The 22,540-nt window shown below is 31.7% G+C and carries 26 protein-coding genes and 1 riboswitch; of the genes, 19 read left to right on the plus strand and 7 right to left on the minus strand.

Features of this window, described 5'->3' with window-relative positions; all coding sequences use genetic code 11:
- Positions 1-8 precede the first annotated feature (8 nt).
- The 8 genes from SJY43_RS05650 (at position 9) to SJY43_RS05685 (ending at position 7,305) form a co-directional block, all read left to right on the plus strand.
- Positions 9-635: a 4'-phosphopantetheinyl transferase family protein gene (locus SJY43_RS05650; RefSeq protein WP_396602872.1), complete on the plus strand. Its 627-nt coding sequence runs from the start codon at positions 9-11 to the stop codon at positions 633-635.
- On the plus strand, positions 636-1,361 hold the full coding sequence (locus SJY43_RS05655) for a geranylgeranylglyceryl/heptaprenylglyceryl phosphate synthase (RefSeq protein WP_396602873.1): 726 nt from the start codon (positions 636-638) through the stop codon (positions 1,359-1,361).
- A 146-nt stretch (positions 1,362-1,507) separates the two neighbouring features.
- Positions 1,508-1,768, plus strand: coding sequence for a thiamine-binding protein (locus SJY43_RS05660; RefSeq protein ID WP_396602874.1), 261 nt, complete (start codon positions 1,508-1,510; stop codon positions 1,766-1,768).
- Positions 1,752-2,384, plus strand: coding sequence for a nicotinamide riboside transporter PnuC (gene pnuC / locus SJY43_RS05665; RefSeq protein ID WP_396602875.1), 633 nt, complete (start codon positions 1,752-1,754; stop codon positions 2,382-2,384). Before SJY43_RS05660 ends, pnuC begins: the two co-directional genes overlap by 17 nt.
- Positions 2,345-2,914, plus strand: a complete 570-nt coding sequence (locus SJY43_RS05670) for an AAA family ATPase (protein WP_396602876.1) — start codon at positions 2,345-2,347, stop codon at positions 2,912-2,914. The genes pnuC and SJY43_RS05670 overlap by 40 nt, the downstream gene beginning before the upstream one ends.
- Position 2,915: 1 nt before the next feature.
- Positions 2,916-4,466 (plus strand): DUF4301 family protein, encoded by a 1,551-nt coding sequence (locus SJY43_RS05675; protein WP_396602877.1) that lies wholly within the window; start codon positions 2,916-2,918, stop codon positions 4,464-4,466.
- On the plus strand, positions 4,466-4,873 hold the full coding sequence (arfB, locus tag SJY43_RS05680; protein WP_396602878.1) for an alternative ribosome rescue aminoacyl-tRNA hydrolase ArfB: 408 nt from the start codon (positions 4,466-4,468) through the stop codon (positions 4,871-4,873). The genes SJY43_RS05675 and arfB overlap by 1 nt, the downstream gene beginning before the upstream one ends.
- Positions 4,874-4,926: 53 nt before the next feature.
- Positions 4,927-5,018, plus strand: a riboswitch (TPP riboswitch).
- A gap of 154 nt (positions 5,019-5,172) precedes the next feature.
- On the plus strand, positions 5,173-7,305 hold the full coding sequence (locus tag SJY43_RS05685; RefSeq protein ID WP_396602879.1) for a TonB-dependent receptor: 2,133 nt from the start codon (positions 5,173-5,175) through the stop codon (positions 7,303-7,305).
- A 52-nt stretch (positions 7,306-7,357) separates the two neighbouring features.
- Here the strand turns inward: SJY43_RS05685 and SJY43_RS05690 are convergent, their stop codons facing one another.
- Positions 7,358-7,798: a hypothetical protein gene (locus SJY43_RS05690; RefSeq protein ID WP_396602880.1), complete on the minus strand. Its 441-nt coding sequence runs from the start codon at positions 7,796-7,798 to the stop codon at positions 7,358-7,360.
- A 255-nt stretch (positions 7,799-8,053) separates the two neighbouring features.
- On the opposite strand from SJY43_RS05690, the gene greA reads away from it, so the two are divergent.
- Positions 8,054-8,527 (plus strand): transcription elongation factor GreA, encoded by a 474-nt coding sequence (gene greA / locus SJY43_RS05695; RefSeq protein ID WP_396602881.1) that lies wholly within the window; start codon positions 8,054-8,056, stop codon positions 8,525-8,527.
- 94 nt (positions 8,528-8,621) lie between these two features.
- The gene (locus tag SJY43_RS05700) at positions 8,622-9,011 is read left to right on the plus strand and encodes an HIT family protein (RefSeq protein WP_396603393.1); all 390 of its coding nucleotides are present in this window, start codon (positions 8,622-8,624) and stop codon (positions 9,009-9,011) included.
- On the opposite strand, the gene SJY43_RS05705 is transcribed toward SJY43_RS05700, so the two are convergent.
- Together SJY43_RS05705 and SJY43_RS05710 are read right to left on the minus strand one after the other, a co-directional pair.
- Positions 9,006-9,356 carry a hypothetical protein gene (locus SJY43_RS05705; RefSeq protein ID WP_396602882.1) on the minus strand — a complete coding sequence of 117 codons (351 nt, stop codon included), beginning with the start codon at positions 9,354-9,356 and terminating at the stop codon, positions 9,006-9,008. The two genes, SJY43_RS05700 and SJY43_RS05705, sit on opposite strands and share 6 nt — an antisense overlap.
- Positions 9,357-9,369: 13 nt before the next feature.
- A complete protein-coding gene (locus SJY43_RS05710; protein WP_396602883.1) occupies positions 9,370-10,527 on the minus strand; it encodes a sensor histidine kinase in 1,158 nt (385 codons plus the stop codon).
- Positions 10,528-10,771: 244 nt separating this feature from the next.
- Here SJY43_RS05710 and SJY43_RS05715 point away from each other — a divergent pair, with 244 nt between their 5' ends.
- The 7 genes from SJY43_RS05715 to ppk2 (SJY43_RS05745) all read left to right on the plus strand — a co-directional run bounded on the left by SJY43_RS05715 (position 10,772) and on the right by ppk2 (SJY43_RS05745) (position 17,657).
- A complete protein-coding gene (locus SJY43_RS05715; protein WP_396602884.1) occupies positions 10,772-11,641 on the plus strand; it encodes a flavin reductase family protein in 870 nt (289 codons plus the stop codon).
- A gap of 58 nt (positions 11,642-11,699) precedes the next feature.
- Positions 11,700-12,077, plus strand: coding sequence for a DUF3127 domain-containing protein (locus SJY43_RS05720; protein ID WP_396602885.1), 378 nt, complete (start codon positions 11,700-11,702; stop codon positions 12,075-12,077).
- 159 nt (positions 12,078-12,236) lie between these two features.
- Entirely contained in the window at positions 12,237-12,869 is a 633-nt protein-coding gene (aat, locus tag SJY43_RS05725) for a leucyl/phenylalanyl-tRNA--protein transferase (RefSeq protein WP_396602886.1), read from the plus strand.
- 88 nt (positions 12,870-12,957) lie between these two features.
- Entirely contained in the window at positions 12,958-14,649 is a 1,692-nt protein-coding gene (locus tag SJY43_RS05730; RefSeq protein ID WP_396602887.1) for an FAD-dependent oxidoreductase, read from the plus strand.
- 128 nt (positions 14,650-14,777) lie between these two features.
- Positions 14,778-15,713: a TIGR01212 family radical SAM protein gene (locus SJY43_RS05735; protein WP_396602888.1), complete on the plus strand. Its 936-nt coding sequence runs from the start codon at positions 14,778-14,780 to the stop codon at positions 15,711-15,713.
- 315 nt (positions 15,714-16,028) lie between these two features.
- Positions 16,029-16,877 carry a polyphosphate kinase 2 gene (gene ppk2 / locus SJY43_RS05740; protein ID WP_396602889.1) on the plus strand — a complete coding sequence of 283 codons (849 nt, stop codon included), beginning with the start codon at positions 16,029-16,031 and terminating at the stop codon, positions 16,875-16,877.
- Between the two features lie 3 nt (positions 16,878-16,880).
- Positions 16,881-17,657 carry a polyphosphate kinase 2 gene (gene ppk2 / locus SJY43_RS05745; RefSeq protein ID WP_396602890.1) on the plus strand — a complete coding sequence of 259 codons (777 nt, stop codon included), beginning with the start codon at positions 16,881-16,883 and terminating at the stop codon, positions 17,655-17,657.
- Between the two features lie 31 nt (positions 17,658-17,688).
- On the opposite strand, the gene SJY43_RS05750 is transcribed toward ppk2 (SJY43_RS05745), so the two are convergent.
- Complete coding sequence (locus SJY43_RS05750; protein ID WP_396602891.1) at positions 17,689-18,252, minus strand: DNA-3-methyladenine glycosylase I; 564 nt, start codon at positions 18,250-18,252, stop codon at positions 17,689-17,691.
- A 135-nt stretch (positions 18,253-18,387) separates the two neighbouring features.
- Between SJY43_RS05750 and SJY43_RS05755 the strand changes: the two genes are divergently transcribed.
- A complete protein-coding gene (locus tag SJY43_RS05755; protein ID WP_396602892.1) occupies positions 18,388-19,005 on the plus strand; it encodes a thioredoxin family protein in 618 nt (205 codons plus the stop codon).
- Here SJY43_RS05755 and SJY43_RS05760 read toward each other — a convergent pair.
- The 3 genes from SJY43_RS05760 to SJY43_RS05770 all read right to left on the minus strand — a co-directional run bounded on the left by SJY43_RS05760 (position 18,989) and on the right by SJY43_RS05770 (position 21,354).
- Complete coding sequence (locus SJY43_RS05760) at positions 18,989-19,702, minus strand: hypothetical protein (RefSeq protein WP_396602893.1); 714 nt, start codon at positions 19,700-19,702, stop codon at positions 18,989-18,991. The genes SJY43_RS05755 and SJY43_RS05760 overlap by 17 nt on opposite strands.
- Before the next feature lie 151 nt (positions 19,703-19,853).
- Positions 19,854-20,555, minus strand: a complete 702-nt coding sequence (truB, locus tag SJY43_RS05765) for a tRNA pseudouridine(55) synthase TruB (RefSeq protein ID WP_396602894.1) — start codon at positions 20,553-20,555, stop codon at positions 19,854-19,856.
- Between the two features lies 1 nt (position 20,556).
- Entirely contained in the window at positions 20,557-21,354 is a 798-nt protein-coding gene (locus tag SJY43_RS05770; protein WP_396602895.1) for an undecaprenyl-diphosphate phosphatase, read from the minus strand.
- 207 nt (positions 21,355-21,561) lie between these two features.
- On the opposite strand from SJY43_RS05770, the gene SJY43_RS05775 reads away from it, so the two are divergent.
- Positions 21,562-22,533 carry a type I phosphomannose isomerase catalytic subunit gene (locus SJY43_RS05775; RefSeq protein WP_396603394.1) on the plus strand — a complete coding sequence of 324 codons (972 nt, stop codon included), beginning with the start codon at positions 21,562-21,564 and terminating at the stop codon, positions 22,531-22,533.
- The last annotated feature ends 7 nt before the right edge of the window (positions 22,534-22,540 follow it).

The raw sequence follows: 22,540 nt of genomic DNA on the forward strand, positions 1-22,540 counted from the left end.
AATATTAAATGCCTTTATATAAAACCATTACTCCAAATTCACAAACTATTGTTAAAATCTGGAAGATAACTGAGTCTTACGAAGATTTAATGAGTAAGGTGATGTTGAAACCAAATTCGATGGAACGTGTTTTAGGAATGAAAAGCGAATTGCATCAACGAGGGTTTTTAAGTGTTCGCCATTTGTTGCAAGAGTTTGGGTATTCTGATGCTGATTTGTTTTATGATGATAATGGTAAGCCACATTTAAAAGATGGGAAACAAATATCCATTACCCATTCGTTTAATTTTTCGGCAGTTATTGTAAGTGATTTAATTGTTGGAATTGACATTGAAAAACAGCGAGACAAGATTAATGTTATTGCTCATAAATTCATTGATTATGAGTTTGAGTATTTGAATGAAGAAACCAAAGATTATATAAATAAATTGACGGTAATCTGGTGCGTAAAAGAATCACTTTATAAGCTTTTTTGCACACCCGGATTAAGTTTTAAACAACATTGTTTAGTTATTCCTTTTTCTATTGGTGATAGTGAAACTCTAGCTTGGATTGATTATAAAGATAAAAAACACAGTTACAATATTCACTTTTTAGAGTTTGAAGGATTTACTTGTGCTTATGCTATAGCTTAAATGGATTTGGTTTATAAAAACATACAAGACGCTGTTAGTAATGGTAGAAAATTGCTGGCTGTATTAATTGATCCGGATAAATTTTCTATTGACAACACTCAGCCATTTATTGAAAAAGTAAACAAATCTATTGCAACCCATCTTTTTGTTGGAGGAAGTACTGTTAATGATAATGCAACTGAAATTTTAGTCTCAGTAATAAAAAAACATACACGTTTACCAATTGTTTTATTTCCTGGAGATGTTACGCAAATAACCGATAAGGCTGATGCATTACTATTTTTATCTTTACTTTCAGGAAGAAATCCAGAGTACTTAATAGGAAAACATGTAAAGGCGGTTTCAAAATTGAAAAATACAAGCTTAGAAATTATACCAACAGGATATATTTTAATTGAAAGTGGTAAGGAGACAGCAGTAGAAAAAGTGACTGGAACTAAACCAATGTTGAAACATGATATTCAAAATATAGTTGATACAGCCAAAGCAGGACAATTTTTAGGTTTGAAACTTATATATTTAGAAGCTGGTAGTGGTGCTAAAGAAGCACTTTCTAAATTGATAATTGCAGAAGTTAAACAAGCGTTGAATGTTCCGTTGATAGTTGGAGGTGGTATAAGAAGTAGAGATCAATTGGAAAACGCATATAAAGCTGGAGCAGATCTGGTTGTTATTGGAACTGCCTTTGAAGAAGATGAATTGTTTTTTGATGAATTAATAAAATAACCTCGAATACACGAATTTAATTTTTTAGAAATGGAAAATATTCTTGAATTTGTGGTAAAATGAATAAATAGATTTTCGCTTTCGCGGAAATAAAAAATAATATATAACAGTTTCTCCCCTTTTCTGGAGATTTAGAGGGCTTAATTATGGAAATATCAGTTGATTTAACACTATCACCATTACAAGATGATTTTGAACAACATGTAATAGATTTTATTAAAGCATTGCGCGATTCTAAGTTTACAGTTTTAGAAAACCCATTAAGCACTCAAATTTTTGGTAACTATGATGAATTGATGCCTTTTTTGAATAAGGCAATAAAAAATTCGTTTGAAAATCAAGACATATGTGTCTTAACAATGAAGGTTGTAAAAACAAATAGAAGTACTTATGAACCCCATTTTTGAGTTTTTCTTTGGTCAATACGCCGAATATGAAACAATTGATATTATTCTAGAAATAGTAGCTGTCATTTTTGGATTCTTGTCGGTTTTGTTTTCTAAGAAAAATAATGTTCTAGTTTTTCCAACAGGAATAATTAGTACGGTAATTTTTGTGTATTTATTATTAAAATGGGGACTTTTAGGTGATATGATGATTAATGCATATTATTTTATAATGAGCATATATGGCTGGTACATCTGGACTCTAAAAGTTGACGAAACTCACGTGACTCCAATTACAAAAATGACGTTTAACGAAAAAAAAATAAGTATAGCTATATTTTTAGCTACCCTGTTATTTGTTTATTTAGTTTACCAAACATTTGATAAATGGACAAGTTGGGTAGCTTATGCCGATACATTTACAACTGCAATATTTTTTGTAGGTATGTGGCTTATGGCAAGACGAAAATTAGAGAATTGGATTTTCTGGATTATTGGAGATATAATATCTGTTCCCTTGTATTTTTATAAAGGGTTTACATTTACTAGTTTACAATATTTAGGTTTTACATTTATTGCCATTTTTGGATATATTGCATGGAAGAAAAGTATAAACAACAACCCGCTAACTGCATAAAAGTAGTTTTGTTTGGGCCAGAATCTACAGGGAAAACAACATTGTCTCGCCATTTGGCTAGATATTATAATTCGGTTTGGGTGCCTGAATATGCCCGTGAGTATCTTCAAAATAAATGGAATGATGAACGCAAAACATGTGAGCCAGAAGATTTACTGCCCATTGCAGAAGGACAAATGAAACTTGAAAACGAATTGGCACAAAAAACAGACTCTGTTTTAATCTGTGATACCGATTTGTTAGAAACAAAAGTATATTCTGAAGCTTATTATATAGGGAGTTGCGATCCAATACTTGAAAAATATGCGTTAGAAAACACTTACGATATGTATTTTTTAACTTATATTGACACACCTTGGGAAGCTGACGATTTAAGGGATAAACCAGAACATAGAAAAGAAATGTTTCAAGCTTTTCAAGATACATTAGATAAATATAAAAAACCTTATGTACTTTTAAAAGGTGATAAGAAAACACGATTAGAAACTGCTGTAAAGCACATAGATAAATTATTAAAAACCAAACAATAAAATGTTTTCAGATAAAGATATTAAGCAAATCAAAAGCAAAGGCATCACACTTGATGCAGTAAATGGTCAGTTATCGCGATTAAAAAATGGAATGACCTTTTCTAATTTGGTTGCAGCAGCAACAATTGGTAAGGGTATTGACAGCTACGATGATAATGAGGTAAAGGAATTTATTGAGTTGTTTGAGGCCAAGCAAAAGGACTTATCTATAGTAAAGTTTGTTCCTGCGTCTGGTGCAGCAACTAGAATGTTTAAGTTTTTATTTCAGTTTTTACAAAATTTCAATCCTTCTAAAGGTAGTGTTGAGGTTTATGCCGAAAGTAGAAATGATGCATTAATAGCACTTTTTGTGAAGGAATTAGAAAAGTTTCCTTTTTACAAAGAAGTTATCTCTAAAATTAAAAGAGAAAATATAGACTTTGATTCGTTATCTAAGGATGAAAAATATTTACAATTTGTCAAAACAATGCTAGATGCCAAAGGGCTTAATTATAGTTTCTTACCAAAAGGATTGTTGCCATTTCACAAATATGGTGAAGATGTAAAAACAGCTTTTGAAGAACACTTATTTGAATCTTCGCTTTATGCATCTTCTAATGGAAAAGCAAATCTTCATTTTACAGTTTCAAAAAATCACCAATTGTATTTTTCAAATGAATTGGGACGAATTCAGGAAGCTATGGAAGAGAAAACAAATATCTCATTTAATGTGTCGTTTTCATATCAAAACGAAGCGACAGAAACAGTTGCGTTAACATCAGATAATGATGTTTTTAGAAAAGAAGATGGGTCCATTTTATTCAGACCAGCTGGACATGGTGCTTTAATAGAGAATTTAAACACTCTAGATAATGATATAATTTTTATTAAAAACATAGATAATATTGTAGTTTCAAATAAAAATATAGAAGTTTCAAACTATAAGAAATTATTAGCTGGTGTTTTAGTTGAAGCACAAGACAAAGTATTTGAGTATTTAAATAAATTGGATGCTGGCAACTTAGTTGATACCGATTTTAAAGTGATGGCTTTATTTTTAAAGTATAGATTAAATGTGCCTATTGTTGCAGATTTTGAAGAGTATAGCGATAAAGAAAAAACAGCATATTTAAAAGATAAATTAAATAAGCCAATACGTGTTTGTGGGATGGTTAAAAATCAGGGAGAGCCTGGTGGTGGACCATTTTGGGTTAAAGATGAAAAAGGCAATATTTCATTGCAAATAGTTGAGTTTGCACAAATTAATTTTAGTAAAAAGAATCAGCAAGGGATAGTTTACAAAGCCACACATTTTAATCCAACAGATTTAGTTTGTGGAGTTAAAGACTATAAAGGTAAAAAGTTTGATTTATCTAATTTTATAGATGCTGAAGCTGCTTTTATTACAACAAAAACCCAAAACGGAGTAGATATTGATGCTTTAGAGCTTCCTGGATTATGGAACGGAAGTATGGCCTATTGGAACTCTATTTTTGTAGAAGTGCCTCTAGAAACATTTAATCCAGTAAAAACCGTAAATGATTTATTAAAGCCAGTTCATCAAGTGTCTTAATGTTTGATGAAGAAGCCATACAGAACGAAATAAGCTTCAAGGCAATAAGAAGTTCGGGTAGTGGTGGGCAGCATGTAAATAAAGTATCCTCAAAAGTTGAATTAACTTTTAATGTATTAGAGTCGCTTTCTTTTAATGAAGAACAAAGGCATCGTCTTGTAGTTAAACTTAAAAATAGGTTAACTAAAGACGGTGTTTTAATTTTACAATGTGGCGAAAGTCGAAGTCAACATAAAAACAAACAACTTGTTATTAAGCGGTTCTTAGAGTTAATAAAAGAGGGTTTAAAGGTTCCAAAAAAGCGTAAACCTACAAAGGTTCCGAAGTCTGTTATTAAAAAACGACTTAAAAGCAAACGTAAACATTCTGAGAAAAAGGTAAATAGGCAAAAACCTAATTTAGATTAAAAAACCCGCAATTATTAGTTGTTAATTAAAAATTGGTTACTACATTTGCAACGTTCTCAAAAAAGGGGTGCCTATTATCGGCTGAGATCATACCCATTGAACCTAGAACAGGTAATGCTGTTTAGGAAATCGAACATTAAGATATTGTCTAGTCTATAAGTTTTGTAGCTACAATTAGCTTTTTATGAGAAGCTAATTATTAAGCAGGCTTTTAACTAAATAATATTTATGTTCAAAAAATAATTTATTAATTAATAAAGAATAATTACCTCTTTTTATTCGATTATAACATAATCGTAATGAAAAATAGTTTTCTTTTTTTAACACTTTTAGTGTTATCAGTCAGCGCCAATGCGCAACAAAATCAAGTACAACAGGATTCTACTAAAACAGAAAAATTAGATGAAGTTTTAGTAAATGCTGTACGTGTAGATGCAGCTTCTCCAATTACGCATTCCAATGTGTCTAAAGAAGAACTTGCAAAACGAAATTTAGGGCAAGACATCCCTGTTTTGTTAAATTTTTTGCCTTCTGTGGTAACTACAAGTGATGCAGGAGCAGGTGTTGGTTACACGGGCATTAGAGTGCGTGGAACAGACGCTACTCGCGTTAATGTAACTATTAACGGAATTCCTTATAACGATCCTGAAAGTCAAGGAACGTTTTGGGTGAATTTAGGTGATTTTGCATCATCAACAGAAAGTTTACAATTACAACGCGGTGTTGGAACTTCTACAAATGGATCTGGTGCTTTTGGTGCTAGTTTAAATCTATTAACCGATGCATTTTCAGAAGAGGCTTCCGGAGAAATTGCTAATAGTTTTGGAAGTTATGGCACTAGAAAGCATACCGTAAAATTAAGTACAGGATTATTAAATGATCATTTTGAAGTTTCAGGTCGTTTCTCAAAAATAGATTCCGATGGTTATGTAGACCGTGCATTTACAGATTTAAAATCGTATTTCCTTCAAGGTGTTTATAAAGATGATAATACTTTAATTAAAGCCTTAACTTTTGGTAATGTTGAGTATACATACCAATCTTGGTTTGGCTTAACTGCAGATGAGCTAAAGGAAGATCGTCGTCAAAATCCATATACTTATGATAATGAAACCGATAATTACTGGCAAGACCATTATCAATTACATTGGAATGAACGTTTCGATAACAATTGGTCTACTAATTTAGGGTTGAATTACACTAAAGGAAAAGGGTATTTTGAGCAATATAAGCCAGAAGAATCAGCTGGAGATTTTAATAATTTAATTGAAGAAGATTCAGATATTATTGTTCGCAGATGGTTAGATAATAATTTCTATGTGTTGAATGCTAATGTAACATACAAGCAAAATGCACTTGAGCTTATTACAGGGTTATCCTATAGTTCTTATGATGGTGATCATTTTGGAGAAGTTATTTGGGGAAGCGATTTAGCCGAGGGCACAAATATTAGAGATCATTATTACGATGGCGATGCTACAAAAAATGACTTTAGTATATTTTCTAAAGCCACATTTAAATTGGCTGAAAAAGTAACTGGATTTGTAGATTTACAAGGGCGTTTTGTAAGTTATAAAACTAACGGTTTAAATTCTGATAGAGCTGAATTTGTTACAGATGCTAATTTTAGTTTCTTTAACCCTAAAGTAGGATTAACATATAAACATTGCGATTTTAATAGTTTTTATGCGTCTTATGCTAGAGCGAATCGAGAGCCAAATCGAGATGATTTTGAAAACGGTGTAACCGAACACGAAACACTTAATGATATTGAATTGGGTTGGCGTTACAAAAGTAAAAACGCAAGCGTAAATACAAACGTTTATTATATGTTTTATCAAAACCAATTAGTATTAACTGGTGGCTTGGATGATGTAGGTAGTCCAATACGAGCAACTTCTGGAAAAAGTTTTAGATTAGGATTAGAAGTCGATGCAAATATTCAATTCTGTAAACAGTTTAGCACATCAACTAATATTGGTTTGAGTAGTAATAAAAACAGAGACTTTTCTTCTGAAATAAATGGGGAATTAGTCGATCTAGGAAATACAAACATTTCGTTTTCACCAGATTTAGTTATTGGTAATGCTTTAAATTTTTTCCCTGCTGAACGTTTACAGTTATCATTATTAAGTAAATACGTTGGAGAGCAATATATGGGTAATGTAGATTCAGATGTATCTAAATTAGATAACTATTTTGTTAATGACTTTAATGTGAATTACGAAATTAAGCCAAATAAATTGTTCAAATCCATTGTATTATCTGCTTTGGTGAATAATATATTTAATAAAAAGTATGTGTCTAATGGGTATTATTATACTTATGATGATACTTGGTCCGATCCAGTCGCAATTACAACTATTGAAGGAACTGGTTATTACCCGCAAGCAACAAGAAACTTTTTAGTTGGCGCTACTTTAAAGTTTTAATAAAAGGGAAAAAGCAAGAATAAAAACGGCTTCAAATTTTTTGAAGTCGTTTTTAATTATTAAAAACTCTTATTATACTTCCACTAGTTTCAGTAAAATAGGGTTGTAGCGTGTATGTTCCTGTTGTGCCGTCAATTCCTATACCATTTAAAATTTCATATGAATTACCATCATCACAAGAACATGTTGCGATGATTCCTTCAACAGTTAAAGTTGAACATGAACTAGGCGTATGGTTAGGGTCTGTTAATTCATAAGCTACGTATTGTTCACCACCAAGATGATAAAGCACAATGCCATTTACACCAAAAGAATCATATAAAGTAATATAGTTGTTGGCAAATTTTAATTGACTGAATTGAGGTAAATCCGTATTTATTAAACTCCCAGTATTAAAATTGTAATCAGGAATGTTAGGATTATTTTTTATTTCATCATTATTGCTACAAGCAACAAAAAAAATGATAAAAAGTGAATAAAAAATATTTTTCATAGTTGATAAAAAATGTAATGCAATTTACAATAAAAAGTAAATTGACTGAGTTATTTTGTAAATTTCATTAGTGCGTTTTTAAAATTTTAAATAAACCTTAAGGTAAAGTGTATTAATGTTTTCAATATATATTTAACTAAAATTTCGTACTTTTGTTATACAATCTCGTGTAAGCGGGATTTTTTATTTGCTGAATGCTTCAAGGTGTTTATTTGAAGTTTGTCAGCATCTTTTATTAAGTAAAACGATGAAGTTATGAGTAAAGTATCATACTATACACCTGAGGGATTAAAAAAATTAAGAGCTGAATTAAGACAACTTAAAGATGTTGAGCGTGTAAAGGCTTCAAGAGCGATTGCAGAAGCGAGAGATAAAGGTGATTTAAGTGAAAATGCAGAATATGATGCCGCCAAAGAAGCACAGGGTATGTTAGAAATGCGCATCTCAAAATTAGAGGATGCTTTGGCAGGTGCTCGTGTTATAGATGAAACTCAAATGGATATTTCTAAAGCACTAGTTTTATCTAAAGTGAAAATAAAAAATCAAACCAATGGTATGGAAATGAATTATACTTTGGTTGCTGATGGTGAAGCAGATTTAGCTTCTGGTAAAATATCTGTTAACTCACCAATAGGAAAAGGTTTGTTAGGTAAATCGGTTGGCGATGTTGCAGAAATACAAGTACCAAATGGCACCATGAAATTTGATATTGTTGAAATATCACGATAAATAGTTTTCTATTTCCGCTAAATCAAAGATTCACGAATACAATTTTATTCAATTAGAATTAATGAGTAAAGCGAAATTTTCATTAAATTTAAAAATGGGTTCAATATTCACAAAAATAGTAAACGGCGAAATTCCTTGCTATAAAATAGCAGAGACAGAAGATTTTTTAGCATTTCTTGATGTGAACCCTAATGCTAAAGGACATACTTTATGTATTCCTAAAAAAGAAGTTGATAAGCTTTTTGATTTAGATGAAGCGAGTTATAATGGCTTGATGCAATTTTCTAGAACGGTGGCCTTAGCTTTAAAAAAGGCTGTTCCTTGTAAACGCGTAGGTGTTAGTGTAATTGGTTTAGAAGTGCCACATGCACATGTACATTTAATTCCATTACAATCTATGGAAGATGCACGTTTTATTCAAAAAGTCACGTTGTCGAAAGAAGAATTTGAAACTACAGCCGAAGCTATTAAAGCTGAGTTATAAGCTTAAATAATATAATAAAAATAGTACTAGAGCAATTATTGCCAAGCTAGAAACTATAATAATCCAAAGTGTGTTTTTTATATAGGTTGAGGTTTGTTTTGGTGTAAACGTTTTCTTTTGATATTCAAAAACACGTTCAATATCATCAGTCCATTGCACCGGGTAAATTATTGAATCGCAAGTTTTACAGGTTATTTCATGACTAATTTCTGAGGTTATAGATTTATAGAATTTAGTTTCTATTGTTTTTTGTCTAAAAATTAAGCGTAAACCATCCTTGCTAAAACATTCTGGGCAGTTGTTTTTAAGTGCAACATTTTTAATGTCAATTAGTTTTTCAGCCATAATAAATATACATTTAGTTAGCGCGTTTTAAACGTATTTGTATGGTGCTACCTTTATCTTTTTCAGATTGAGAAACTTTAATTCTTCCGTTATGAAAATCTTCAATAATACGTTTTGTAAGCGATAAGCCCAAGCCCCAACCTCGTTTCTTTGTGGTAAATCCGGGTTCGAATATTCTATTAAAATCCTTTTTAGAAATACCTTTACCTGTATCTGTAACACTCACCATAACATCATTTTCAAGTTGTGAAATTTCAACCGTAAGTTTCCCTCTGCCTTTCATAGCATCAATAGCATTTTTCACTAAGTTTTCAATCGTCCAGCTATAAAGCTGTTTATTTAAATTTACGGGAATTTTGCCTTCAGGGATTTTTAAATCGAAATCTATAAGTTTTGAAGACCTTGATTTTAAATAGTCGTAAGACTCAATGGTTTCTTTTATAATATCAGCTTTTTCTAAAACAGGTATAGATCCAATTTTACTAAAACGTTCAGTAATGGTTTGTAAGCGGTCTACATCTTTTTCAATTTCAACAATATAATCTGGATTTACATTTTCTGTTTTCAGTATTTCAGTCCAACCAATTAAAGAAGATAAAGGTGTGCCAATTTGATGCGCTGTTTCTTTAGCCATGCCAGACCATAACTTGTTTTGAGTGGCATTTTTATTACTACTATAAAAGAAGAAAATAACGGCTCCGAAAAGAACAATTATTAACAAAAGTGCAAGTGGGTAATACTTTAATTTATTTAGTAAAGGTGAGTTTCCATAGTATATGGTAGAGTAAATTCTGCCTTCAAATTTTACATAAATCGGGTTGTTTTCTGTTTTAAATTTTTCAATAAGTTTGTTAATGTAATCTTGATCTTTAATTCTTTTTTCATCAATATTGTTAATGCTACCTACACTACCATCTTCATTAATGGTTATCATTGGTGTAGTTTTGTTGCTACTTAAAATTTTAAGTGTTAAATCTAAATTTGTGTTTTTTTCAATATCAGAATCAACTAATTCTGTTTGGGCAAACGACCAATTTTCCATTTTGGTGCGTTCTTCGTCTTTAAAATGCTGAAAGAACTCGTAGGTTTTCCATAAAATAAGGGATACAATAGCGAAAGAAGCTACAACAATTATCCAACGGAATGCATTGCTATGTTTTGTGAAAATCATTTAAAGAAAGAAATTAAACCAATTTAATAATAAAATGGCGTATTAATAATTTGAATTATTTTTTGTTCAGATGAAATAGAAAATATAAGCGAAAAAGAAACATAATTATATGCGTTATTTTATTCTTAGATTGGTATTTCATGTAATATAATGCAAATCTGTTAATATTATTGTCCAAGTTGTTAGTAAGTCGGTTTTTAGTTGCGTTATAGTTTAATTACATTTGTTGAAATTAAAAAGGTAAATGCTGTCAATAGACCCAAAAAGCTTGTCAACCAGTAAATTACACGGTTATTTGTTGAGTGCTGTAGCGCCAAGACCAATAGCTTTTGCAAGTACAATTGATACTGAGGGAAATTCTAATTTATCACCTTTTAGTTTTTTTAATGTGTTTAGTGCTAATCCACCAATATTAGTTTTTTCGCCATCAAGAAAGCTGAAAGATAACACCTTAAAGCATACTTTAGTAAATGCCAAGTCTACTAAAGAAGTGGTGATAAATGTTGTAAATTATGATATAGTGCATCAAATGTCACTAAGTAGTGCAGAATATCCTGAAGGTGTAAATGAGTTTGAAAAAACGGGTTTAACCATGTTGAAGTCGGATTTTGTAAAGCCATTTAGGGTAGCTGAAGCTCCTGTGCAGTTTGAATGTAAGGTGAATGATATTGTTGAATTAGGTACAGAAGGTGGTGCAGGAAATTTGATTATATGCGAAGTGGTAAAATTTCATATTGATAAAGCTGTTCTTGATGACGATGATGCTATCGATCAAAAGAAGTTAGATTTAGTAGCTAGAGCAGGAGGAAGTTATTATAGTCGTGCTAAAACAGGTTTTTTTGAAATAGGAAAACCAATCGGGACATTAGGAATTGGTGTTGATGCTTTTCCAGATTATGTTAAAAATAGTATGATTTTAACAGGCAACGATTTAGGTATGTTGGCAAACATTGAAGCCTTGCCAAGTGAAGATAGCGTTAAAGCATTTGTTGAAGAGGTAGGAGAACGATATCCAAATATAAAAACGGCAACACATAGAGAAAAGCACAAACTAGCGCGTAACTATATTAGTTTTGGAGATATTGAAAGCGCATGGAAAATATTACTATCTTAAATAGATAATTAAAGTTTTAAAAGAATAATAACAATAGTAAATAATTAATTACGAATACATGGAAGTTCAAGGAAAAATAAAAATGGTAGGAGAAACTCAAACTTTTGGAAGTAATGGGTTTAGAAAAAGAGAAATTGTAGTAACAACTGAAGAGCAATACCCACAACACATTATGGTGGAATTTGTTCAAGATAAAACAGATTTGTTAAATAGCTACAAAGTTGGACAGTCAGTAAAGATAAACATCAACTTACGTGGTAGAGAATGGGTAAACCCACAAGGCGAAACAAAATATTTCAACTCTATTCAAGGTTGGAGAATTGAAGCATTACAAGCTGAAGTAGGAGGAGAAAACATGCCGCCAGTTCCACCAGCAGATGCTTTTGAGCCAGCCGGCGATTTAAAAGAAGAAGATCACGACGATTTACCTTTTTAATTATAAATAACTCCTTCCCTTAAAAAAGGGAAGGTGTATTTTGATTCTTTAGAATCAAAATACGGAAGGGTTCATTAAAATTAATTTTTGTAATTCCCGTAAAACTTAATAAACCAACCTCAATGTTAACTGAAACGTTGAGGTTTTTATATTTATTGAATGTATTACTTAAACGAAGATATTTGGTTTCCCAACGTTAATAGCGCTTCTCCAGAAGGCATATTAGCTATTGGTGGTGATTTATCGACTGAAAGATTACTGCTAGCATATAAATCAGGTATTTTTCCTTGGTTTGATTCCGAAGAACCTATTTTATGGTGGTCCCCTAATCCGCGCTTTGTGTTGTACCCAGAAAAACTAAAGATTTCGAAAAGCATGCGGCAAGTTATGCGAAATAAAGATTATAAGGTTACCGTAAATAAAGATTTTAGAGCCGTTATAATCGAGTGTGCTTTAGTGAAACGAAACGGACAAGCGGGTACTTGGATTACAGATACCATGATTGAGGCTTATGTGAAATTTAACGAATTAGGGTATGCTAAATCTATTGAAGTATGGAATGGTGATGATTTAGTAGGAGGGCTTTATGGCGTTGATTTAGGTAATGGTATTTTTTCTGGAGAAAGTATGTTTTCTAAAGAAAGTAATGCCAGCAAAGTAGGATTTATTTCATTTATTCAGAATACTAATTATAAACTTATAGATTGTCAAGTGCACACCAATCATTTGGAAAGTTTAGGTGCTGAAGAAATTTCTAGAAATAAATTTTTGGAGTATCTAAACATGTATTAGAATCAAAATAAAGAAAACGTTATAGTAACAAATATTACACACTAAGTAAAATAATTGACTGAAATTCGCCTTATAATTTAAGAAAGAAATGAGAAGAATTATAGTTATAGGCGGTTTATCTGCAGGCCCATCTGCAGCTGCAAAAGCAAGACGTGAAGACGAACAAGCAGAAATAATATTGTTCGAAAAAGGTGCAAATATTAGTTATGCAACCTGCGGAATGCCTTATGCATTTTCAGGAGTTATTGAGAGTAGAGACAATTTAATGGTTGTAAAACCAGAGCTACTCCAAAATCGGTTTAATATTGATGTGCATTTAAATGAGGAAATCGTAAAAATAGATACCCAGAATAAAATGGTGTATTCTAATAATAATGAATATTCATACGATAAACTAATTTTTGCAACCGGAGCAAGTTCTGTTGTGCCACCAATAGGGAATATAAAATTAGCCAATAACTGGTCTACGTGTCGTTCTATGATTGATTTTGATAAAATAACCAAAGAAGGTTTAACAAGCGAATCAAAACATATAACGGTTATTGGAGCAGGTTTAATTGGTGTTGAGGTTGCCGAAAACCTAAAAGATGCTGGAAAAGAAGTTACTTTAATTGAAGGAGGTTCGCATGTGTTAAATATGTGGCAACAAAAATTCGGAAATTTTGCGAGAAATGTGCTCGCTTCTAAAGGTATTGAGGTACTAACATTGAGTTTTGTTTCTAAATTTGATATCGACAAAAACGGAAAAATCAAAGCAGTTGTAACTCAAGCAGGAAAACGTATTCCAACCGATTTTGTAGTATTAAGTGTTGGAATTAAGCCAAATACCGATTTGTTATTGGCCGAAGGGGCAGAGGCAATAGAAAATGGAGCATTAAAGGTAAATGAGTTAATGGAAACTTCTATTAAAGATGTGTATGCAGCAGGAGACAATGTGTCCATTAAAAATCTACAAACTAACGCTTATGATTACTTTCCTTTAGGAACACATTCCAATAAAGCCGGCCGTGCAGCAGGAGCTAATGCTGTAGGAAGAGCTATCGAATTTAAAGGTGCTTATAAAACAGCCATAGTAAAGGTGTTTGACTATACTTTAGCAAGAACAGGAATGAATGCTACGGCATTAATCCAAAAAGGCATTCCGTTTAAAACGGTTTTAACCGTTGCAGGAGCTACTCCAGGGTATTATCCTGGACAAAAAGATTTAATAACAGAGATTTATTATAATCCTGAAACAGAAGAAATTTTAGGAGCAGAACTTTTTGGAGAAGTTGGTGTAGATAAACGTGTTGATGTTTTGAGCACAGCCATTTATGCAAAATTAAAAATTACTGATTTGGCGCAATTAGATTTAGCTTATGCACCTCCGTTTTCACCGGCAAAAGACCCTGTGGTGGTAACAAGTTTTGTAGCAGAAAACATATTAAATAATAGAAGTGAACAATTATCTGTAGAAGCATTAGAAACTTTAATCAACCATAATTCAAATGAAGACTATTTGATATTGGATTCTAGAACAGTTGAGGAATACGAAAAAGGAACTATTCCAGGAGCAGTCAATTATCCGTTGGATGGGTTAAGACAACATGTAAATTATATTAAAAGCCTAGATAAGAAAGTGATTGTTTTCTGCCAAAAAGGGTTAAGGGGTTATTTGGCTGAATTAATTTTAAGAAATAATGGTATAACCAATGTTGTAAATATCGCTGGAGGATTTAAAGTATGGCAAATGTATAGTGACCACATTGAAATTCCACAACCAGTATTGGTTAAAAAATAAAGAGTTTTTTAGTTTTTTTTAATAAAGAGGCTGTCTGAAAAGGCAGTCTTTTTTGTAATTAATTTTAAAGTAGGAATATGTTTTATGATATTAAATATTAAAGGATAATCACTAATTTTGCGTACCAAATGCAATTCAACAACATCAACAAACGATACAACGATTACTCGTCTTTTATTAAAAAGAAGTTTTCCGAGCGCGTTCAAAAAATTTCTTTAGATACTGGGTTTACCTGTCCTAATAGAGATGGAACCAAAGGTGTAGGAGGTTGTACTTATTGCAATAATAACACCTTTAATCCTAACTATTGTAAGCCAGAAAAGAGTATCACACAACAATTGGACGAGGGCATTGCATTCTTTGCCAAGAAATATAAAACACAACGTTATTTAGCCTATTTTCAAGCCTATACAAATACATATGCAGATATTAATTTGGTGAAGCAATTGTATAATGAGGCTGTTAATCATCCAAAAGTAGTTGGATTGGTAATTGGTACACGACCAGATTGTATTAATGCAGATTTAATTGATTTTTTATCAGATTTGTCTAAAGAATATTTCATTTCGTTGGAGTTCGGAGTTGAAACTACACTAGATAGAACCTTGAATCAAGTAAATCGTTGTCACAGCTATCAAGAAACAATTGATGCTTATAATTTAGCTAAAAACAAAGGTTTGCATTTGGGAGCACACATGATTATTGGTCTGCCAGGAGAAACTAAAGAAGATATTTTAAACCACGCCACCGAGTTGTCTAAATTGCCAATAAACAGCTTAAAATTGCACCAATTACAGGTTGTTAAACATACCATGATGGCGCACCAGTTTAAGAAAAATCCAGAGCAGTTTAGCTTATATTCTGCAGAAGAATATATCGATCTAATAACCGATTTTATTGCTTTGTTACGGCCAGATATTATTATAGAACGTTTTATTAGCGAATCACCAAAGCATTTATTAATTGCACCAAACTGGAATGGATTAAAGAATTTTGAAATCGTCGCTAAAATTGATAAGCAACTTACTGAAAAAAACCTTTGGCAAGGAAAAAATGTAATGTAGTTGTTTAACTAGTTGACTGATTTGTAATTTTAATTAAAACAAAGGCGTTTTACTTTGTTAGGAGGCTTTACAAGTCTCGGGTAAGTGAATTAATCCCTGAAGCATATCTGCATATATAATTATTAGGGTTTCAGATTTAAAACTTCGCTTTTTAAATATTTACTTGTTGACTCACTTTACGGTATATTTTCAATCATTTAATAAGTTTGGTTGAATAAGAGGTTTCTATTTAAAGGTTCATAGGAATAATAAATTGAGGGAAGTCATATTTAATTTATAAAAAAATGTTGATATTAGTAAATTATACCTGAATATATGCTAACACGGGACGATTTCCAAAAAGGAAGTAATAAAGAAGAGTTTTTAAAAATACTTAAAGAAAAACTACCAGAAGACATCTATAATGGCATTTTGTATTCTGTTAATTACGAAAAGGAACTGCTTAAGCTTCAGGCGGAATTGGTCGATTTACAGCAATGGGTTGCAAAATATAATAAGCGTGTTTGCGTCTTATTCGAAGGGCGCGATGCTGCTGGAAAAGGTGGTGCAATACGTAGGTTTACAGAGCATTTAAATCCTCGGTCCATGCGAGTAGTTGCACTTACAAAGCCCACAGATGTTGAGAAAGGTCAATGGTATTTTAGAAGATATATTAAAGAATTACCAGACCCTGGAGAACTTGTTTTTTTTGATAGAAGTTGGTATAATCGAGCGGTTGTTGAGCCTGTTATGGGCTTTTGTAATGAAGAAGCGTATAATAAATTTATGGTTCAGGTTACAGAATTTGAGCATATGCTTTATGAAGATGGTGTTATAATAATTAAGTTCTGGTTTTCAATTTCTAAAGAGGAGCAGGAAAGACGTTTCAATGCCAGAATGAAAAACCCTTTAAAGGAATGGAAATTTAGTGAGGTTGATAAGCAAGGTCAAATTCTATGGGACAAATACACTTACTACAAAGAGCAAATGTACAGTAAAACACATACTTCATTTAGCCCATGGATTATTATTAAAACCAATATAAAAAAAGAAGCGAGGCTAGAAAGTATGAGATATGTACTTTCTAGATTTGATTATGAAGGAAAGGGGAACTCTGGAACCACTATTCTACCAGATCCAAATGTTGTACAACGCTATCATAGAATGATAAAACAAATTGATTAAGACATGCGAAATTTATCAGATAAAAGTTTAAAACAGCTAAATTCTAAAAAAGGCTTAAAGTATTTTCTATTACAAGATGGGATGACTTCCGAAAAAGCTGTTAGAATAATGAACTATGAAAATAAATTAAAAAAATTACAAGGTGAGCTTATTAAATTACAGCAATGGGTAGAAGCAAATAATGAAAAAGTTGTGATTATTTTTGAAGGCCGAGATGCCGCTGGAAAAGGTGGCGCCATCCGTCGTGTTACAGAGCATTTAAATCCACGGGAGTTTAAAGTAGTAGCTTTACCAAAACCTACGGATGAAGAACAAGGAGAATGGTACTTTCAACGTTATATTAACAATTTGCCAAGAGAAGGTAAAATAGTTTTTTTTGATAGAAGTTGGTATAATCGTGCAGTTGTAGAGCCAGTAAATGGATTTTGTACTGATGAAGAATATAATATTTTCATGAATCAGGTAAACGATTTTGAACGTATGATAATCGAATCCGGAATACGCGTTATAAAATTCTATTTTTCAATTTCAAAAAGCGAACAAATAAAACGTTTTGAAGATATTAAAACAAGCCCTTTAAAGAAATGGAAATTTAGTAAAGTTGATCAACAAGCTATTAGGCTTTGGGATTCTTATACAGAATACAAGAAGCGAATGTTTGCTAAAACAGATACCGAAATTTCTCCTTGGATAATTATTAAAGCTAATAGAAAAAGTGCGGCAAGACTTGAAGCAATTCAGAAAATTTTAGAATTAGTGCCTTATAAAACGGAGGTGTAATTCTTAGTTTGAATATTTAATATTAAGGGCTTTAAACTTCATTATATCTAAAACAACCAACCTCATGGTCATTTACCATACCTGTAGCTTGCATATGGGCATATACAACAGTAGAACCTACAAATTTAAAGCCTCGTTTTTTTAAATCTTTGCTAATAATATCACTTAAAGGTGTGTTTCCTGGTGCATCTTTGTAATTTTTTATGCTGTTTTTAATAGGTTTATCATCAACAAAACTCCAAAAATATTTACTAAAGCTACCAAACTCTTCTTGAATTTTCATAAAAGCTATGGCATTACTAACGGTTGCATTAACTTTTAGTTTGTTTCTAATAATACCCGCATCTTGCAGTAAAGCATCAATTTTAGCTTGTTGGTAATTGGCTATTTTTTTATAGTTAAAATTATCAAAAGCTTTTTTAAAATTTTCACGTTTCCTTAATACAGTTATCCAACTTAAACCTGCTTGAAAGGTTTCTAAAATTAAAAATTCAAATAATTTATCGTCGTTGTAAACAGGAACACCCCATTCATTATCATGATAAGCTTCATATAAATTATCACCTACACACCAGCCACATCTGTGTTTTTTCATTTTTTTTAGCCTAAAAAAAATTAATATATCCTTTATTATGAAAGGTTTAAAGTAAAAGTATGACAAATATCACCTTAATTAAAATCTTGAGGTATTAATTTTGTACTCCAAGTTATCATTATTAAAATATATATTATGCATCCTATTATAAAAGAAAGTATTAGCCTAAGTATCTCATATCAAGAGTATAGAGCGTTAGTAAAACGGCTAGTAGCAGAAAATTCTAGTACAGGATTAGAAAAAACAGAAGCTTCAGCAAATTACACTAAGCTTAATGATAAACGCATGAATCGTTGGGATAAAACCATAAAAATTTCAGAAGACGCTCAGAAAAGAATTTTGGAATTCAATCAAAACATAACTTGGTTAGTTATAGCAGAGAGTTGGTGTGGAGATGCTGCTCATGTTCTCCCTGCGCTTAATAAAGTAGCAGAGCTAAATCCTAATATTAATATGAAAATAGTGCTTCGCGATGATAATTTTGAGCTTATGGATATGTTTTTAACTAATGGGGGACGAGCAATTCCTAAAGTTATCATGATTGATGACAATACAGGTGAAGTTATAAATACGTATGGACCAAGACCAACCGAAGCAACTAGCTATGTGAATAGGTTTAAAGCTAAGCATGGTGCACTAACGCCAGAATTTAAAGAAGATTTACAACATTGGTATAATAAAGATAAAGGACAAAATATAATTGATAATGTTACCAAGTTGCTTTGTATAGTAGAGCCTACTGTTTGCCAATAAAAAAGAATGTTATAGAACCAATTTGAGTTTCTTTTGAAGCGTCGGCACTAAACTGTGACTGTTTTGCATAGTCGATAGCGTGCTCAATTAAGCATTCATTGTTTGATGTAGAAGAGGTGTTTACATATGCATCAATCACATTACCCAAAGAGTTTACAGTTATATTTACTACTATTTTGCCATCCACTTCACATAAATATACGGGAATAGGAATATGGGTTTTTTTTCTGTTTTTTAATGAAAAACGGATAGAGCTTTTAGCGTTGTTTCCAGACTGTTGCTGTTTAAGTAAATCATTTACTTTACTAAACGTATTTAATGCTTCTGAATTTAATTTAGAATCTTCAGGAATGTCATAGGTTTTTCTTGCTATATCTTGGTTTTTTGAAGTATTCGTGTGTTTTGGCACATAATCTTCTGGTGGGGCTATCGTTTTATAGGCTTGAGCAAAATGCTTGGATTTTTGAGCTTCATTAAAAGCTTCGTTAGTTTCAGCTTTAGAATTGTTTAGTTTTTCTAAGGCTTCTAAGATTTTAATTTCCTCTTTGGTAAGTTCTTTTTCAGGCTCTAATTCATAATAACTTTCAGATGCAAATTCGCGCTGCTTTTTAATGCTAAAATTAAAAACAGAGAGTATTACAGTTCCAGAAATTAGAAGCGTAATAAGTAGGGCTTTATGTTGATCACTAAGGTTCAATACGGTTTTTTTAATGGGGGAATCGTATCAATATATACGGCAAAATACGTTAAAAAGTTTAAATTAACCTAAATTATTAGAAAATTGAGATACTAGTTAGGCTTTGTAAAGTATTGAAATTGAAATGATTTCTTGAAAATTGAGTTTGAATTTAATTCTTTTCTGAGCTTAGATTTTTTATAAATGCTTCAATGGAAGTCGCTTTTTTAACATCAAAATCTCCAATTTTTGTGCGTCTTAATGCAGATAAGTGCCCGCCAGAGTTAAGCGCTTTTCCAAAATCGTTAGCTAAAGACCGTATGTAAGTGCCTTTGCTACATACCACTCTAAAATCAACATTTAGCTTGTCAATTTTAGTGATTTCAAATTCTGAGATATTTATTGTTCTAGAAGGAATATCAACATGTTCGCCAGCTCTAGCAAACTCATATAAACGTTTGCCGTCTTTTTTTAGAGCTGAAAATATAGGTGGGAATTGTTGAGTCTCTCCAATAAATTGCTTTGTGGTTTTATGGATTAATGCTTCGGATATGTGTGCTGTTGGGAATGTTTCATTTATCTCGCTTTCTAAATCGTAAGATGGTGTTGTACTTCCTAAAACAATAGTACCTGTGTATTCTTTTATTTGACCTTGAAAGGTGTCAATTTGCTTAGTCATTTTTCCAGTACAAATAACTAATAAACCAGTTGCTAAAGGATCTAATGTACCTGCATGGCCAACTTTAATTTTTTTTATGTTAAAGGCTTGACGAATTTCCCAGCGTAGTTTGTTAACCACTTGAAAAGAGGTCCAGTTAAGGGGTTTGTCAATTAATAATATTTGACCAGAAAGGTAATCGTCTATAGTAAGCATATTAGTTGTAGAATAAAGCAAATCCAATGGCAATTAAGCCTACAATAACACAGTAAACAGCAAAATAGGTTAGTTTACTTTTCTTTACTAAAGCAATCATCCAAGTACAGGCAAATAATCCTGCAATAAAAGCGGCTATGAAACCAATAGATAGTGCTGTGAAGTTTCCTGAATCATAAGTTAAATCGCCACTTAAAACATCTTTCGCAATTTTGCCAAATATTAAAGGTACAACCATTAAAAAAGAGAAACGAGCTGCTTTAGTTTTGTCGTTACCTAACAATACAGAAGTTGAAATGGTAGCTCCAGAACGTGAAATGCCTGGTAACATGGCTATAGCTTGCGATATGCCAATTACAAAAGCATTTTTAAAGGATACCGTTTTATTGGTATCTTTCGCTTTGTCTGCCATAAATAAAAGGATAGCTGTAACAATTAACATGCAGCCAACCAACAGAATATTACCACCAAAAAGAGATTCTAATTGTTCTTCAAAAAATAAACCCACAATAACTGCAGGAATCATAGAGAGTGCAATTTTAGAAATGAACTGTAAATCATCATTCCATTTAAATTTTAATGCGCCTTTTATAAGGTCAAGAATATCCTTTCTAAAAACAACAATAGTACTAAGTGCTGTAGCAAAATGAAGTACAACAGTAAATAATAAACTTTCTTCGGGAACAGAATTATCGCCAAGAATGGCTTTTCCTAATTCTAAATGTCCGCTAGATGATACAGGTAAAAACTCTGTAAGACCCTGAATAATACCTAAAATGATTGCATCTATAATTTCCATGGCGCAAAAGTATTAAAATTGATGAAGTATCATGCTTTTCAAATAAAAATATTATGCTTTAAAGCAGGTTAGATGATTAGAAACAAGAATTTTCATTCTAAAAAAGCGCATATTAAATGTCTTTTTAAAATTTTAAATAAAACACTTATCTATTTGTGAGTGATGATTTAAAATAATAGTTTTATGGCAAAATTATTACAGTATATTATGAGCTTATATCCTTTAAAATTCGACCCTGTTTATAGCTACCGTATTTGGGGTGGTGTAAAATTAAAAACTATACTTAACAAACAATACGATCAAGAAAGTATTGGCGAGTCTTGGGAGATTTCGGATGTAGATGATAACGAAACCGTAGTAAGCGATGGGGCTCTAAAAGGAAAAACCTTAAAAGATTTAATAAGTGAATTTAAAGGCGATTTTGTGGGTAACAGCGTTTATGAATCTTTTGGTAATGATTTTCCGTTGTTAATTAAGTTTATTGATGCTAAAACACCTTTATCAATCCAGGTGCATCCAAGTAATGAATTGGCTAAGGAGCGTCATAATTCTTTTGGAAAAAATGAAATGTGGTATGTGATGCAAGCTGAAAAGGATGCTGAGCTTATTGTGGGCTTCAACCAAACAGTTAAAAAAGAGGATTATGAAAAGCATCTTAATAATTCGACTTTAGATAATATCTTAAATATAGAAAAGGTAAGTAACGGCGATACTTTTTATATTCCAACAGGAAGAGTTCACGCAATTGGAGCAGGCGTTTTATTAGCAGAAATTCAACAAACATCTAACATAACTTATCGTATTTACGATTATGATCGCGTAGATGCTAAAACAGGAGAAAAAAGAGAGCTTCATACAGAAATGGCTATGGATGCTATTGATTATAATTTTTATGAAGATTATAAAACCGAATATGAAGTAGCAGATAATGTTTCAAATAAATTAGTGCATTCGCCATATTTTAAAACGAACATTATTAGTATTTCAGAAGATATTGTTAAGGATTATTCTGAAATTGACAGCTTTGTTATTTACATGTGTGTAGAAGGCAAACTAGATGTGGAATGTGATAATAAAATATACAGCCTTAAAATGGGTGAAACCTTATTAGTTCCTGCTGTAAATAACCAATTGAAACTTGTTGGGACTGATGCAAAAATACTAGAGGTGTATTTATAAGTGATTT

Source organism: Algibacter sp. R77976 (genome assembly GCF_044594645.1).
Lineage (GTDB): Bacteria > Bacteroidota > Bacteroidia > Flavobacteriales > Flavobacteriaceae > Algibacter_B.

Excerpts from the sequence above, each read along its gene's own strand:
- pnuC (WP_396602875.1), top strand. The coding sequence starts at position 1,752 with ATGAACCCCATTTTTGAGTTTTTCTTTGGTCAATACGCCGAATATGAA.
- truB (WP_396602894.1), bottom strand. The coding sequence starts at position 20,555 with ATGCTTACTATAGACGATTACCTTTCTGGTCAAATATTATTAATTGAC.
- SJY43_RS05730 (WP_396602887.1), top strand. The coding sequence starts at position 12,958 with ATGAGAAGAATTATAGTTATAGGCGGTTTATCTGCAGGCCCATCTGCA.
- SJY43_RS05660 (WP_396602874.1), top strand. The coding sequence starts at position 1,508 with ATGGAAATATCAGTTGATTTAACACTATCACCATTACAAGATGATTTT.
- SJY43_RS05775 (WP_396603394.1), top strand. The coding sequence starts at position 21,562 with ATGAGCTTATATCCTTTAAAATTCGACCCTGTTTATAGCTACCGTATT.
- aat (WP_396602886.1), top strand. The coding sequence starts at position 12,237 with ATGTATTACTTAAACGAAGATATTTGGTTTCCCAACGTTAATAGCGCT.
- ppk2 (WP_396602890.1), top strand. The coding sequence starts at position 16,881 with ATGCGAAATTTATCAGATAAAAGTTTAAAACAGCTAAATTCTAAAAAA.
- SJY43_RS05755 (WP_396602892.1), top strand. The coding sequence starts at position 18,388 with ATGCATCCTATTATAAAAGAAAGTATTAGCCTAAGTATCTCATATCAA.
- SJY43_RS05655 (WP_396602873.1), top strand. The coding sequence starts at position 636 with ATGGATTTGGTTTATAAAAACATACAAGACGCTGTTAGTAATGGTAGA.
- SJY43_RS05675 (WP_396602877.1), top strand. The coding sequence starts at position 2,916 with ATGTTTTCAGATAAAGATATTAAGCAAATCAAAAGCAAAGGCATCACA.
- SJY43_RS05710 (WP_396602883.1), bottom strand. The coding sequence starts at position 10,527 with ATGATTTTCACAAAACATAGCAATGCATTCCGTTGGATAATTGTTGTA.
- SJY43_RS05685 (WP_396602879.1), top strand. The coding sequence starts at position 5,173 with ATGAAAAATAGTTTTCTTTTTTTAACACTTTTAGTGTTATCAGTCAGC.
- SJY43_RS05700 (WP_396603393.1), top strand. The coding sequence starts at position 8,622 with ATGGGTTCAATATTCACAAAAATAGTAAACGGCGAAATTCCTTGCTAT.
- SJY43_RS05750 (WP_396602891.1), bottom strand. The coding sequence starts at position 18,252 with ATGAAAAAACACAGATGTGGCTGGTGTGTAGGTGATAATTTATATGAA.
- SJY43_RS05705 (WP_396602882.1), bottom strand. The coding sequence starts at position 9,356 with ATGGCTGAAAAACTAATTGACATTAAAAATGTTGCACTTAAAAACAAC.
- SJY43_RS05670 (WP_396602876.1), top strand. The coding sequence starts at position 2,345 with ATGGAAGAAAAGTATAAACAACAACCCGCTAACTGCATAAAAGTAGTT.
- SJY43_RS05715 (WP_396602884.1), top strand. The coding sequence starts at position 10,772 with ATGCTGTCAATAGACCCAAAAAGCTTGTCAACCAGTAAATTACACGGT.
- SJY43_RS05720 (WP_396602885.1), top strand. The coding sequence starts at position 11,700 with ATGGAAGTTCAAGGAAAAATAAAAATGGTAGGAGAAACTCAAACTTTT.
- SJY43_RS05690 (WP_396602880.1), bottom strand. The coding sequence starts at position 7,798 with ATGAAAAATATTTTTTATTCACTTTTTATCATTTTTTTTGTTGCTTGT.
- greA (WP_396602881.1), top strand. The coding sequence starts at position 8,054 with ATGAGTAAAGTATCATACTATACACCTGAGGGATTAAAAAAATTAAGA.
- SJY43_RS05735 (WP_396602888.1), top strand. The coding sequence starts at position 14,778 with ATGCAATTCAACAACATCAACAAACGATACAACGATTACTCGTCTTTT.
- SJY43_RS05770 (WP_396602895.1), bottom strand. The coding sequence starts at position 21,354 with ATGGAAATTATAGATGCAATCATTTTAGGTATTATTCAGGGTCTTACA.
- SJY43_RS05650 (WP_396602872.1), top strand. The coding sequence starts at position 9 with ATGCCTTTATATAAAACCATTACTCCAAATTCACAAACTATTGTTAAA.
- arfB (WP_396602878.1), top strand. The coding sequence starts at position 4,466 with ATGTTTGATGAAGAAGCCATACAGAACGAAATAAGCTTCAAGGCAATA.
- ppk2 (WP_396602889.1), top strand. The coding sequence starts at position 16,029 with ATGCTAACACGGGACGATTTCCAAAAAGGAAGTAATAAAGAAGAGTTT.